Annotated in this window: 14 protein-coding genes and 1 pseudogene; 10 read left to right on the top strand and 5 right to left on the bottom strand. The window is 67.3% G+C overall.

The window, feature by feature from the left end; translation table 11 throughout:
* A pseudogene (locus tag WAW85_RS04000) lies at positions 1-322 on the top strand (hypothetical protein); the annotation flags it as partial.
* Positions 323-350: 28 nt separating this feature from the next.
* Here WAW85_RS04000 and disA read toward each other — a convergent pair.
* A complete protein-coding gene (gene disA / locus WAW85_RS03995) occupies positions 351-1436 on the bottom strand; it encodes a DNA integrity scanning diadenylate cyclase DisA (RefSeq protein WP_422558356.1) in 1086 nt (361 codons plus the stop codon).
* A gap of 59 nt (positions 1437-1495) precedes the next feature.
* Between disA and WAW85_RS03990 the strand changes: the two genes are divergently transcribed.
* The 3 genes from WAW85_RS03990 (at position 1496) to WAW85_RS03980 (ending at position 3160) form a co-directional block, all read left to right on the top strand.
* Positions 1496-2029: a PaaI family thioesterase gene (locus tag WAW85_RS03990; protein WP_422558355.1), complete on the top strand. Its 534-nt coding sequence runs from the start codon at positions 1496-1498 to the stop codon at positions 2027-2029.
* A 168-nt stretch (positions 2030-2197) separates the two neighbouring features.
* Entirely contained in the window at positions 2198-2617 is a 420-nt protein-coding gene (locus tag WAW85_RS03985) for a hypothetical protein (RefSeq protein WP_422558354.1), read from the top strand.
* Between the two features lie 129 nt (positions 2618-2746).
* Entirely contained in the window at positions 2747-3160 is a 414-nt protein-coding gene (locus tag WAW85_RS03980; RefSeq protein WP_422558353.1) for a DUF4333 domain-containing protein, read from the top strand.
* A gap of 19 nt (positions 3161-3179) precedes the next feature.
* Here WAW85_RS03980 and radA read toward each other — a convergent pair whose 3' ends face one another.
* Together radA and WAW85_RS03970 are read right to left on the bottom strand one after the other, a co-directional pair.
* The gene (gene radA / locus WAW85_RS03975) at positions 3180-4559 is read right to left on the bottom strand and encodes a DNA repair protein RadA (RefSeq protein WP_422558352.1); all 1380 of its coding nucleotides are present in this window, start codon (positions 4557-4559) and stop codon (positions 3180-3182) included.
* 166 nt (positions 4560-4725) lie between these two features.
* Complete coding sequence (locus WAW85_RS03970) at positions 4726-5439, bottom strand: copper-binding protein (protein WP_422558351.1); 714 nt, start codon at positions 5437-5439, stop codon at positions 4726-4728.
* 277 nt (positions 5440-5716) lie between these two features.
* On the opposite strand from WAW85_RS03970, the gene WAW85_RS03965 reads away from it, so the two are divergent.
* Genes WAW85_RS03965 through rlmB form a run of 5 tightly spaced genes read left to right on the top strand, consistent with a single transcriptional unit; the run spans position 5717 to position 9751 of the window.
* On the top strand, positions 5717-6205 hold the full coding sequence (locus WAW85_RS03965) for a CarD family transcriptional regulator (protein ID WP_422558350.1): 489 nt from the start codon (positions 5717-5719) through the stop codon (positions 6203-6205).
* Between the two features lie 7 nt (positions 6206-6212).
* Positions 6213-6872: a 2-C-methyl-D-erythritol 4-phosphate cytidylyltransferase gene (gene ispD / locus WAW85_RS03960; RefSeq protein ID WP_422558349.1), complete on the top strand. Its 660-nt coding sequence runs from the start codon at positions 6213-6215 to the stop codon at positions 6870-6872.
* Positions 6869-7333, top strand: coding sequence for a 2-C-methyl-D-erythritol 2,4-cyclodiphosphate synthase (ispF, locus tag WAW85_RS03955; protein ID WP_422558348.1), 465 nt, complete (start codon positions 6869-6871; stop codon positions 7331-7333). Before ispD ends, ispF begins: the two co-directional genes overlap by 4 nt.
* A gap of 11 nt (positions 7334-7344) precedes the next feature.
* Positions 7345-8784: a cysteine--tRNA ligase gene (gene cysS, locus WAW85_RS03950; RefSeq protein WP_422558347.1), complete on the top strand. Its 1440-nt coding sequence runs from the start codon at positions 7345-7347 to the stop codon at positions 8782-8784.
* Position 8785: 1 nt separating this feature from the next.
* Positions 8786-9751 (top strand): 23S rRNA (guanosine(2251)-2'-O)-methyltransferase RlmB, encoded by a 966-nt coding sequence (rlmB, locus tag WAW85_RS03945; protein ID WP_422558346.1) that lies wholly within the window; start codon positions 8786-8788, stop codon positions 9749-9751.
* A gap of 127 nt (positions 9752-9878) precedes the next feature.
* Here the strand turns inward: rlmB and rarD are convergent, their stop codons facing one another.
* Positions 9879-10922 (bottom strand): EamA family transporter RarD, encoded by a 1044-nt coding sequence (gene rarD / locus WAW85_RS03940; protein ID WP_422558345.1) that lies wholly within the window; start codon positions 10920-10922, stop codon positions 9879-9881.
* A complete protein-coding gene (locus tag WAW85_RS03935; protein WP_422558344.1) occupies positions 10919-11695 on the bottom strand; it encodes a 5-oxoprolinase subunit PxpA in 777 nt (258 codons plus the stop codon). The genes rarD and WAW85_RS03935 overlap by 4 nt, the downstream gene beginning before the upstream one ends.
* 105 nt (positions 11696-11800) lie before the next feature.
* Between WAW85_RS03935 and WAW85_RS03930 the strand changes: the two genes are divergently transcribed.
* Positions 11801-13357 (top strand): carboxylesterase/lipase family protein, encoded by a 1557-nt coding sequence (locus tag WAW85_RS03930; RefSeq protein ID WP_422558343.1) that lies wholly within the window; start codon positions 11801-11803, stop codon positions 13355-13357.
* Positions 13358-13477 lie beyond the last annotated feature (120 nt).

The following is a 13477-nucleotide window of genomic DNA, read 5'->3' as shown; positions in this document are numbered from 1 at the left end:
CGTGGTGACCAACGGTGGTTTGGCCCCTTGCTCGCGCGACGTCGGTAAGGCGGCGCAGAACGTGGTGGTCCGCTCACTCGACGGCACCCGCACCCTGTGGTCTGCGCAGGACTGCGCCCCGGACAAGACGGTCAACAACCAGGTGCTGAACCCGGGCCAGCAGGTGCAGGACAACCTCACGTGGTCGGGCACCACCAGCAATCCGGGCTGCAACAAGCCCCGTGTGACCATCCCGGTCGGCGCCTACCAGGCCGTCGCCAAGGTTGGGGCGCGCGAATCCGCGCCGATCACCTTCAACGTCGTCGCCCCGGCCCAACAGTAGGCGGCGATTGCCCGAACGCCGGGCCGACCTAGTCGAAGCGTTCTAGGCTGGCTTCGGCCAAGCGGGAGAGTCCTTCGCGGATGTGCCGGGCCCAGATACTGCCGATACCCTCGACGGCCTGCAGGTCTGCTGCGCTGCAGGCCAGGAGTGCCTGAAGGGAGCCGAACTCGCGCACCAGCCGATCGATGTGGCCGAATTGCAGTCGTGAGATCCGGGCGAGTAGTCGGTATCCGCGCGGGTTCATCGGATGGTCTTGGGCCTCGATGGTGGTCGGGTAGCCGAAGGCGCCGGCTACCAGGGTGAGATCGAGCAGGTCGGTGTTCGACAGGCTTTCGAGCGCGCCGAGGATCTGCCGGACCTGTTCGGTGCTGGGGGCTTCGGGGGCCGAATGGTAGTCGCGGACTAGTAGCTCGCGGCTGATGTCGTTGTCGCTGATGAGCTCCTCCAACTGCAACTCCACCTGGCGTCCGTAGGTACCGAGTTCCAGCACGTACTCGGCGATCTCGACGCCGACGCGACGCACCATCTCCATGCGTTGGGCGGCGCTGCATGCATCGCGGAGCTGGACGTAGTCCTCGATCTCCGCGCGGGAGAGCTGTGCGCTGACCTCGTCGAGCCGTGCCTTGTACCGCTCCAGGGTGGCCAGCGCGACATTAGCTCGGGATAACAAGGCGTCCGGGTTCTCCACGACACGGCGGCTGCCGTCGACGTACAGGCTGACGATCGACATCGAGGCGCTCACGGAGATCACCGGCAATCCGGTCTGCATCGCGGTGCGCTCGGCTGCGCGGTGCCGTGTGCCGGACTCGGTGGTCGGAATGGTCGGGTCGGGCACCAGCTGCACGTTGGCGCGCAGGATCCGCTGGCCGTCGTTTGAGAGGACCACCGCGCCGTCCATTTTCGCGAGCTCGCGCAGGCGGGTCGGGGCGAATTCGACGTCGAGGTCGAACCCGCCGTCGCAGATGCGTTCGGTGGCCGCGTCGTGCCCGAGGACGATGAGGGCGCCGGTGCCGCCGCGCAGAATCCGCTCGAGCCCGTCGCGCAGCCCGGTGCCGGGGGCGACGCGCCGCAACGTGGACCGCGTCTTCTCGGACGGGGGGTTGCTCAGCGTCATCGTTCGTCCAGATCTCTCAGGGCCGGAAGCCTCGGGTTTTCGGCTCTGGCTTAGCGTACTTGGGTGTGAAGAACGAATTTGAGCTGCCTGCGAACCTTGAGCCGATGACCCGGCACCCAAAGGTGCCCGCGTCCGGCGGGGCGCTGCGGCTGCACCATTCGATGTGTTTCGGCTGCGGACTCGATGCGCCGGTGGGACTGCGCCTGAACGTCACTGCGGGCGAAGACTTCCAGGTCACCGCGACCATGCTGGTCGAACCCTGGATGCAGGGCGGGCCTGGTGTTATCCACGGTGGCCTTCTCTCGGCGGCGTTCGACGAGGTGATGGGCAATGCGTCGATCATGATCGGCGTTCCGGTGGTCACGGTGAACCTGGAGATCGACTACGCCAAGCCGATTCCGCTCGGTTCGGAGTTGACCTTCACCGGCGAGGTACTCGGCAAGAGTGGCCGCAAGGTCTACGTGCGCTCGGATGCCTACCTCGACGGTATTGCGGCACCGGTGGCGTCAGCGGTGGGGATCTTCGTCGAGATCAATCTGCGCAAGCACTTTGCGACATACCGCGACGGCGCGGTGGCGGCGCCCGATGCCTGATTTCCCGGGGCCTGATTTCCCGGGGCCTGGTATTCCGGGGCCTGGCGTCCCAATTTCTGGGTGTCGGGAACGATCGGCGCCGACGCCCACTCTTACCCTGAGTCTGTTGATCGCCGGAGACCGGCGGGCGCTCGCCCGCGGAGACCGGCACCGAAGGATGGAGTTTCTATGATGAAAACGAACCTACTGCGTGGTGCGATCCTGGCGGGTGCGGCGGTCGCCGCCGTGAGTCTGGTCGGGTGCTCGTCGGATGACGGGGCCAGCGATGTGGCGACGCCCGCCCACGAGGATGGCCACACCCACGGGGCGGCGGCTGATTCGGGTGCGGCCGCCGAGAAGCTCGACAAGGCGCAGCTGCAGTTTCGGGTGGCCATGAGTTGGAATGACGCCGACGGACCGCGGCCGACGCTCGTCTACTGCAAGGACGGTATGGAGCTGGGTGCCGGGCAGAGTCAGGACTGCGCCGGCGAGTTTGACGGCGCCTGGCTGCCGATCACCCTGACCGGTACCGACGGCGGCTACACCGTCAAGGTCGGCACCGAAGCGATCGCTGATCTCGCGGAGTACCAAGCGCTACCGGCTGGCTAGTTAGCCACGCTCCGCCGCCCGGACAGTCCGCTGTCCGGGCGGCGTCGTCTATTCGTGAGCTGGCGCGGGAACTTCTCCGGTATGCCGTCCCTCTAACTGTTCACCAGACGACGACAGACGGGAACGACGATGCGCGCGAACGCAGTGGTGCAACAGGCGGGACTTAGGGTTCTTGGCGGGGCGCTCCTGATCGGGGCGGCTGGCGCGATCATCGGGTTGGCCGGGGGTTCAGCCGAGGCGCCCTTCGCCCCGGCGCTGGTGTCCGGACAGACGCCCGTGTTGGCCGATCCAAACGCGCCGACCGCAACGGTTCTGGGCCCGGCTCAGCTGCAGTTCAAGGTGTCCATGGGGCTCGCGCAGCAGACTGGGCAGGTACCTGATCGGGTGCAATGCCGCGGCGGGCTGGAACTCCGGGCGGGCCAGACGCAGCAGTGTGCGGTGCAGGCCAGCGGACGCTGGCTATCGGCGACGGTCACCGCCGTCGACGACCGCAATATCGAGACAGATCTCGGCCAGACCCCGATTCCTGATCCCCGGTACTGACCGGCGGGGCGGGGTCGGTTCAGAAGGGTGCGGCGTCGGGAGCGACCTGCATGGTCGCCGCGCGGGACGCATCGCCGAGATCAGCCACCTTAGTGATCCGGATACCGCGGGGCATATCTTCGTCGGTGCCCGCCGGGATCAGCGCGTGGGTGAAGCCGAGTCGCTTGGCTTCGGCCACCCGTCGGGCCGTGGACGACACGCGCCGCACCTCGCCGGTCAGGCCGACCTCGCCGATGGCGATCGTGCCGGGTGCGATCGCGGCGTTCTTGTGTGAGGAGAGCAGGGCCAGGAAAATCGCCAGGTCGGCGGCTGGTTCGACCACCTTCATGCCGCCGACCGTCGAGACGTACACCTCCTGGTTGTAGGTCGCCAGCCCAGAATGTTTGGCGGCGACCGCGAGCATCATGGCCACGCGCGCCGAATCTAGACCGGACACCGCGCGCCGTGGCATATTCGCCTCGGTCTTGTTCAGCAACGCCTGGATCTCGCCGACCAGTGCACGACGACCGTCCATTGCCACCAGGTTCACGCTGCCGGGTACCGCGCCGTCGTGTTGATGGACGAAGATCCCGGACGGATCGGCGACCTCGTGGATGCCGTCGCTGCGCTGCTCGAAGCAGCCGACCTCGTCGGAGGGGCCGAAGCGGTTCTTGATACCGCGGATGAGGCGCAGTGCAGTGTGCCGGTCGCCTTCGAAAGCGAGAACGACGTCGACCAAATGCTCCAGCGAACGCGGTCCGGCGACATTGCCGTCCTTGGTGACGTGACCGACGAGGACCACCGCGATGCCGCTGTTCTTGGCCAGGGAGACCAGGGCGGTGGTGGCCGCGCGAATCTGGGTGACGCCACCGGAGACGCCGTCGGTGCCGGTGGCGACCACCGTTTGCACCGAGTCGACGATCAGCAAGGTGGGTCGGACGGCGTCGACATGGCCGAGAATGGTGGCCAGGTCAGTTTCGGCGGCGAGGTAGATGTTCGGGTGCACAGCGTCGGTGCGTTCGGCGCGCAGCCGGACCTGACCTGCGGATTCCTCGCCGGTGACATACAACGCGGTGCGGCCAGCTTTCGCCCAGTGTTTGACGGTCTCGAGCAGGAGGGTCGATTTGCCGACACCGGGCTCTCCGGCGAGCAAGATCACCGAACCGGGAACCACACCGCGGCCCAGGACGCGGTCGAACTCGCCGATCCCGGTCGGGGTCGCGTCGGCGGCATTGGCGTCGATATCGGTGATGCGGACGGCCGGGCTGCTCGGTGCCACCGAGACCGGGCCGCCGGGCGCCGCGGGGGGCGCGCTCTCCTGCACCGAACCCCACTCACCGCACTCCGGGCAGCGGCCGACCCACTTGGGCACCTGCTTGCCGCAGGCCGTGCACCGGTAGATCGCCTTCACTTTTGCCACGCGCTCACTGTAGTTCCCGCCTCGGACATCCCGGATGCGCTCGGTCCCCGATCGGATTTCTCCAATCGGGGACCGAGGATGGTTTCGACAAGCTCAACCGGCGATGGTGGGCTCGACCGACGGTGGTTGATCCCAACCCTGCGGCGAGTGGGCCCAGCCGCGACGTCTAGTGGCCGCCACCCTCGCTGTGCTCGGGCTGGGCGTCGCGGACCACGTCGACGCTGCCGTCGATGGCGCTGGTGTCGACCGGAGTGGCGATGGTCAGGCTGTCGCTGCCGATCTTGTTGCCCGCCAGATCGTAGATGTCGAAGTGCAGGGTCAGCGGGACGGTCAGACCGGCGGCGACGGTGGTTCCGGTACCGCTCAGCTCGACGTCGAGGCGCTTGACGCCGTCGGTGGGATCGGCGTGCGACGGCAGGCCACCGGACAGGACGCCGGACGGTTCCAGTGCACCGCCGGTGCCCGGGCTGGCCGAGCGGGAGACGGTGCCGTCGGCGGCGGTGGTCAGAAACTCGACCTTGCCCTGTTCGGCGGTGATCCCAGTCAGCTGGACCTTGCGAACCGTGCTGTCGTTGGCGATCGTGAAGACCAGCTTGAACGGACCGCCAGCGCCAAAGACTTCGGCGGCCTTATCGACCGGGTACATGATCTGCAGATTGCGGACCCCGATGCTTCCCGGGGTGACGGCCTGGTTGCCCTGCTGGTCGACCTGCGTCAGTTTCAGGGTGCCGTTGCCGCCGTTGATCCCGGCTTCCATGTTGTTGGTCTGCGAGATCTTGCCCGCGCCGCAGGCGGTGGTGCCGAGCGCCACCGCGATGCCCAGTGCGCTGATTGCGGCACCGCTGGCAATGCGGCGGGTGGTCCGAGTGAAGGCTGACACCTGAATCCTCCGAGAGTTATCGCTGGCTCTCGTCACGCACTCGAGTGCGTGACGCTTCACTACGCAGCGTAGTGGGCGAGCGGTGCAAAAGTTAGACGGGGTGGCCAGATTCGCTAATAATTCCCGCTGGACGAGGGCGTCGTGGGCTCTCAGCCAGCAGGATCGGGGTCCTACGCAGTGTCGTACCCGATCGTCGGCGAAGCCCTGACCTGCGCCGTCGTTATTTGGGTCGGCTGGTCCGTGTTAGACTGATAACACTCGAAAGGGGCATGGAGCATTGAATTTTAAAGTTGGCGACACCGTTGTTTATCCGCATCACGGTGCCGCTCGGGTGGATGACATCGTGGTCCGGACCATCAAGGGTGAAGAGGTCGAGTATCTCGTCCTGAAGGTCAGCGACGGTAACATGACCGTTCAGATTCCTTCTAGCAAGCTCGACTACGTCGGTGTTCGCGACGTGGTCGGTGCCGAAGGCCTGGATGTCGTGTTCGAGGTGCTGCGCACCCCGCACGCCGAGGAGCCGACCAACTGGGCTCGTCGTTTCAAAGCGAACCAGGAGAAGCTGATCTCCGGCGACATCATCAAGGTGTCCGAGATCGTGCGCGACCTGTGGCGCCGCGAGCAAGACCGCGGCCTGTCGGCTGGCGAGAAGCGTATGTTGACCCGCGCCCGCCGCGTGCTGGTCGACGAACTGTCGCTCGCGCAGAACACCGATTCTGAGCGTGCGGACATCATTCTTGACGAGATCCTCGCGGCCGCTTCCTGACATCAGCGTGCGCACCGTCGCTCTGATCCCGGCTGCCGGTACCGGTAGCCGGCTCGGGCTTGATCGCCCGAAGGCGTTCGTGGAGATCGGCGGAGTGTCGCTGGCCGCGCGCAGTGTCGCCGCTGCCTGGGCTTCCGGCGTGATCGACGACGTCGTGGTAATTGTGCCGGCGCAACTGGTCGACGAGGTCGCGCGGGAATTGCCTGGGGTGACCGTTGTGGCCGGCGGCGCCGAGCGCAGCGACTCTGTCCGCGCGGGTCTGGCTGCCGCTGGCGATGCCGACCTGGTCCTGGTGCACGATGCCGCGCGCGCGCTGACCCCGCCGGCACTGTTCACGCGGGTCGTCGCAGCACTGATCGGGGGCGCACACGCAGTGGTTCCCGGACTGCCTGTCGTCGACACCTTGAAGACTGTCGACAACGATGGGCGGGTCGTCGATACGCCCGATCGCCGAGTGTTGCGGGCCGTGCAGACTCCGCAGGGTTTCACCGCAGAGGTATTGCGGCGCGCGCATGCAGGCGCGGCCGACGCGACCGATGACGCCGGTCTGGTGGAGGCGCTCGGGGAGGATGTGACGGTGGTGCCCGGCGAGGCGCTCGCCTTCAAAATCACCACGCCCTTCGATCTGCGCATGGCCGAGTACCTCTGCGACGGGAGCACACAGTGAGAGTCGGGATCGGCACGGACGTGCATGTCATCGAACAGGGCCGCGACTGCTGGATGGTGGGGCTACTGTTCCCCGACGCCGATGGAGCCGCTGGGCATTCCGACGGCGACGTCGGTGTGCACGCGCTCTGCGATGCGCTGCTCGCGGCCGCTGGCCTGGGTGATCTGGGCTCGGTATTCGGCGTCGACCGGCCGGAAATGGCCGGGGCGACCGGCGCGCAGATGCTCGCGCATGTGGCGGTGCTCCTTGAAGAAGGCGGCTATGTTCCGGTCAACGGTGCCGTCCAGGTGATCGGCAACCGGCCCAAAATCTCGCCGCGCCGAACCGAAGCGCAGGAACTGCTGTCCGGCATTCTCGGCGCACCGGTCTCGGTTTCGGCGACCACCACCGACGGGCTGGGGCTGACCGGCCGCGGTGAGGGGATCGCCGCGGTGGCAACAGCACTGGTCGCCCTCAAGTAAGATCGCAGGTCGTGACCCTCCGCCTGTACGACACCGCGACCCGCGAGATCCGCGACTTTGTTCCGCTGACCCCGGGCGTGGTCACCGTCTACCTGTGCGGCGCCACGGTCCAGGGCGTCCCGCACATCGGCCACGTCCGCAGCGGCATCGCCTTCGACGTACTGCGGCGCTGGCTCGCGTACGACCACGGGAGTTCTGGCCAGGGCGAGCGGAGCGACGGGGATTCTCGCGGTCCGCGTGTGCTTTTTGTGCGGAATGTGACCGATATCGACGACAAGATCCTCGCTAAGGCTGCCGACAACGACCGCACCTGGTGGGAGTGGGCCGCTACCCATGAACGCGCATTCGCCGCCGCCTACGATGCCCTCGGCGTCCTTCCGCCGTCGGCCGAGCCGCGTGCCACCGGTTTCGTCACGCAGATGGTCGAGTACATGGCGCGGCTGATCGAGCGCGGCCATGCCTATGCCGCCGACGGCAACGTCTACTTCGCGGTGCGTAGCCTGCCCGAGTACGGCAGCCTCTCCCGGTTCAAGCTCGACGACGTGCAGCAGGGCGAGAGTGTGGGTACCGGTAAGCGTGATCCGCGCGACTTCACCATGTGGAAGGCGAGCAAGCCGGGCGAGCCGTCGTGGCCGACGCCCTGGGGATCGGGCCGCCCCGGCTGGCATCTCGAATGCTCGGCGATGGCGACGTCGCTGCTGGGCGCGGAATTCGACATCCATTGCGGCGGAATGGATTTGATCTTCCCGCACCACGAGAACGAGATTGCGCAGAGCCACGGCGCGGGCGATGGGTTTGCGCGCTATTGGCTGCACAACGGCTGGGTGACGATGCGCGGCGAGAAGATGAGCAAGTCACTCGGCAATGTCGTCGCCATCCCGGAGATGCTGAAGAAAGTGCGGCCGGTGGAGTTGCGCTACTACCTCGGTAGCGCACACTATCGCTCGATGCTGGAGTACTCCGACGAGGCACTGCACGAGGCTGCGACCGGCTATCGGCGCATCGAATCGTATGTCCAGCGCGTCGTTGAACGGGTGGGCGAAGTGTCGATCGGTGCGGTGAACGACGATTTCGCGGCGGCCCTGAACGACGACCTCGGCGTGCCCGCTGCATTGGCTGCGGTGCACATCGCCGTCCGGGAAGGCAATACCGCGTTGGACGCCGGTGACGGTGAGCGCGCGCTGGCGATCGCCGCGCAGGTGCGTGCCATGACCGGGGTGCTTGGCACCGATCCGCTGGACCCGCACTGGTCAACCGCCGCCGCGGACGACGATGCTGCCCACCGAGCTCTCGACGTGCTGATCGGTGCGGAACTGGATCGTCGTGCCGCCGCGCGGGCCACCAAGGATTGGGCGATCGCCGACGAGGTGCGCGACCGGCTCGCGGCCGCCGGTGTGGAAGTGACCGATACCCCCGACGGCGCTCAGTGGGCGCTACAAGTGAAGGACTGACATGGCCGGCAATTCCAAACGCAAGGGCGCGATCCGCAAGGACGGCACCAAGAAGGGGCAGGTCGTCGGGTCCGGCGGGCAGCGTCGTCGTGGGCTGGAGGCCCGCGGCGCGACGCCCAAGGCCGTGGATCGGACCTATCACGCGGCGCACAAGAAGGCGAAGGTCACCGCACGGGCGAAGGCCACCGCGGGCCGTCAGCAGCAGCGTCGCCGGGACGACGGCCCCGAATACGTGGTGGGCCGCAATCCTGTCGTCGAATGTCTGCGGGCCGGTATTCCGGCGACGGCGCTGTACGTGATGAGCACGATTGACGCCGATGATCGAGTGCGCGAGGCGATCGGCATCGCCGGCGATATGGGCATCGCGATTTTGGAGGCGGGTAAGCCGGAGCTGGACCGGATGACGGTCAACGGGCTGCACCAGGGGCTGGCATTGCAGGTCCCCGAGTACAGCTACGCGCACCCGGATGACTTGTTGGCCGATGCGATGGGTTCGGCGCAGCCCGCGCTGCTGGTGGCTCTGGACAACATCACTGATCCACGCAACCTCGGTGCGGTGATCCGCAGTGTCGCCGCGTTCGGTGGCGACGGCGTGCTGATCCCGCAGCGGCGCAGCGCCAGCGTCACTGCGGTGGCCTGGCGCACCAGTGCGGGCGCCGCCGCACGACTGCCCGTCGCCCAGGCGCCGAACCTCACCCGCACCCTGGTGGACTGGGCCAAGGCGGGTTGCCAGATCGTCGGGCTGGACGCCGACGGCGACGTGACCCTGGATGAGTACGACGGCACCGGCCCGACTGTGATCGTGGTCGGTTCGGAAGGCAAGGGCCTGTCCCGACTGGTTCGCGAGACGTGCGACTCGATCCTCTCGGTCCCGATGGCCGGGAACGTGGAGAGTCTGAACGCCTCGGTGGCGGCGGGTGTGGTGCTCGCCGAGTTTGCCCGCCAGCGCCGCAACGCCGGGGTCTGAGGCCGTCGCGCAGGTAATGTCACCTGCGCCGCTCATCTCGTGTTCGCCCCCTCGATCGTGTGGTCGAGCGCGCGGCCAGGGTGCTCGGTATGCGGAATGTGGGGGCGCGAGTTCGCGTCGGCGTGCGTTACGTGGGCAAAGTCCTGGCGGTGCGGCGACGACCGCGGACGGTCAGCAGCGCATCGAGCGTGAGGACGATCAGGGCGAGCCAGACGATGCCGAAGCCGATCCACCGGGCGTCGGAGATGTGCTCGCCGAGGATGGTCACGGCGCAGATCAGCTGGATCACCGGGGTGATGAACTGGATCAGCCCGACCGTGCTCAACGGAATTCGGCGGGCCGCGGCGGCGAAGAGTAGCAGCGGAATGGCGGTCGCGACGCCGCTGAACACGAGTAGTCCGGTGTGCACTGGACCCTCCGTACCGAAGGTGAGCCCGCTGACCACGGCGATCACGGCCAGCATGAGGCCCGCCGCCGGGAGCAGGATGAACGTCTCCAGAGACAGGCTGTGCAATGCGGGTAGGGAGGCGCCGACCTTCTTCTTCACCAGTCCGTAGAGAGCGAAGGAGCCCGCCAAGGTGAGGGCAGCCAGCGGGAACGCGCCGCCAGCGATCGACAGGTACACCCCGGCCACCACGCCGATACCGACCGCAATCCATTGCAGCGGGCGCAGCGATTCGCGGAGCACCACCACCCCGAGGGCCACCGTGGCGAGCGGATTCAGGAAGTATCCGAGCGCCGCGTCGCTGGTGTGTCCCGAAGTGACTGCGGCGACGTAGACGCCCCAGTTGAGCGCGATCAACACCGCGGCGGCAGTAACGCCGAGTAGCAGTTTGGGGCGGCGCAGGAGTGGGGGAATCCACGACCAGTCGCGCATCACCGTGAGGATGACCGCGCATAGCAGTGCCGTCCAGACGATGCGGTTCGCCAGGATCTCCCACGGACCGGTCGGAATGAGGGCGGCGAAGTAGAGCGGAAAGAGACCCCAGATGCCGTAGGCGCCGAAACCCGCGGCCAGACCGCGCGCCGATTCGCTGGCGAAGCGCCGGGGTGACCCTTCGACCTCTCGGCGGGCTCGGGGTGAACCCGGCTTCGCCGGCTCAGGGAACGAGTTGGGCTCTGGGGACGGGCCGGGCTCTGGGGACGGGCCGGGGTTAGGGGACGGCGTCATCGAGCGCGTACGTCGACGGCGGCGGCCGCCAGCGCCGCCCGGACGGCCCGGGCGTGTTCCACCGCACCGGGAGTGTCGCCATGCAGGCAGATCGAATCGGCGTCCACCGCGATGCGCGAGCCGTCGATCGCGAGCAGGCTCCCGGTAGTCACCAACTCGACCACGCGGTGCGCCACCGCGGCGGTGTCGGTGAGCACGGCGCCGCCCTGTGTGCGCGGCACCAGCGTGCCTTCGGGGGTGTAGGCGCGGTCGGCGAAAGCTTCGGTGAGGACCGGGATACCTTGGGCGCGAGCAAGATCCAGCGACAGTGCACCGGGCAGCCCCATCAACGGCAGACCCGCCACGGCCACCGCAGCCACCACGGCTTCGGCCTGCTGACGATTGCTGACGACTGCGTTGTAGAGCGCGCCGTGCGGCTTCACGTAGTCCACTGTGCCGCCGACCGACCGGGCAATCGCGGTGAGCGCGCCGATCTGAAACAGCACATTGGCGATCAGGTCGCTGGTCTCGATCTCCATGAACCGGCGGCCGAAGCCGTCGCGATCCGGGTATGACACTTGTGCCCCGATGCGCACGCCCGCGGCCACCGCCTGCTCGCAGGTCTGACGCAGCAGCGCGGGGGTTCCGGCGTGGAATCCGCACGCCACGTTGGCGCTGGACACGAGGCGCACCATTGCCGCATCGTCGCCCAGGCCCTCGCCGAGGTCGGCGTTCAGGTCGACGGCGACCCGGCCGAGCGGGGCGGTCGATTCCGGCGACGATGCGGGGGCCATGAGTTCATGGTAAGTCCGGCCACGCGCGGGGCCGACTCGGACGGTCGTCACATTCGAGGCCACCGGTGGGCGCGGGGTGCCGAGACGTAGTTAGGCTGGTCACTCATGGCAGAATTGCAGACATCGGTGACGACTGCCGAGGGCCCGATCGACGGCTTGCGGGGTCGTCGTAGCCGGCGCGGAACCATCTCCTGGCGAGGCATCCCTTATGCAGCACCGCCGGTCGGACCGCTGCGTTTCCGGGCGCCGCAGGCGGTTTCGCCGTGGACCGAAATGCTGGACTGCCACGAGTACGGCTTCTCGCCGATGCAGAGCAAATTCTTCACCGCGCGCGCCGACGGCACCTTTCAGCCGCGTAGCGAGGATTGCCTGACCCTCAACGTCTTCGCTCCGGACTCCCAATCGATCACCAAGCGCCCGGTGATGGTCTTCAACTACGGCGGGGCGTACATCCTGGGCGGCAGCGCCACCCCGATCTACGATGGCGCGTTCCTGGCGCGGGCCCGCGACGTGGTGGTCGTGACCGTGAATTACCGGTTCGGTCCGTTCGGTTTTCTCGATCTGAGTGAGTACTCCACGCCGGAACGGCAGTTCGACTCCAATTGCGGGCTGAAAGATATGGTCGCCGCCCTGGAATGGGTGCAGCGCAATATCGCGGAGTTCGGCGGTGACCCCGACCGGGTCACGGTGTTCGGCGAAAGCGCAGGCGGGGCAGCGGTTTTGACGTTGCTGTCCACCCCTGCCGCTGCGGGACTGTTCTCGCGCGCGATCGCCCAGAGTCCGGCAGCCGACCTCGTCGTTCATCCGGAAAATGCGACGGTCATCGCCGACGAGTATGTCCGGCAGGTGAGCGATCCGACCCGGCGCGCCGGGCCCGAACGTACCGAGCCGCCGCTCGCGGCAGCGGAGGTAGCCCGGATCGTCGACGCCGCCGATCCCGTCGAGCTGATGGAGGCAGGCAACCGAATCTTCGGTTTTATGGGGAAGGCGCACCTGTCGGACCCGATGCCGTTCGCGCCGGTGGTCGACGGCGACTACGTTCCGCTGGCGCCGGTCGCGGCCGCGCTGGCCGGGCAGACCCTGCGGGTGCCGCTGATCGTCGGCAGCAACAAGGACGAGGGTGAACTTTTCGCGCGGTTCTGGAGCATTCTGCCCGACGGTCACGAGTACCTGGTGGGTGTGCACGATCCGGAGGTGCACGCGGAGATCGCTCGACTGTATCCGGGCACGCGCGACGAAGTCCGACTGTCGGCCGATGCCGTTTTTTGGATCCCGACAATGATCTTCGCCGAAAATCATGGGCAACATTCACCGACGTACGTGTACCGCTACGACTACGCGGTCGGCGTCCTGAACTTGACGGGTATCGGGGCCACGCACGCCACCGAATTGCTGGCAATTTTCGGCATCTACCGGCATCCGATCGGGGTCGGCTTGGCCGCCCTGGGCAGTTGGCGCTCGAGCAAACGGATCACCGCCAGCATGCAGTCTCTCTGGTCGTGGTTCGCTCGCACCGGTGAACCCGCGAAAAACTGGCCGCCGTACACGCTGCAGAACCGCCACGTGATGGTGATCGACGATCCGATGACGGTGGTGGAGGACCCGGACGGTGCGCGCCGGGCAGCGTGGGAACGCGTCCACCTGGAACTGCGCAAGGAATGATGCTGCGGCGGGCGGGAACCGGTGCGGTGGCGCTGGTCGCCGTCGTGGTACTCGCCGGGTGCAGCAGCGCCACGCCGTCCGCGGATCGGGCGACGACGCTCGGCGCGATGTCCGTGGACT

Origin of the sequence: Gordonia sp. (in: high G+C Gram-positive bacteria) (genome assembly GCF_049299075.1) — a bacterium.
Lineage (GTDB): Bacteria > Actinomycetota > Actinomycetes > Mycobacteriales > Mycobacteriaceae > Gordonia.
Note: the sequence above shows the minus strand (reverse complement) of the source record. Positions and strands in the feature narration are given on the sequence as shown.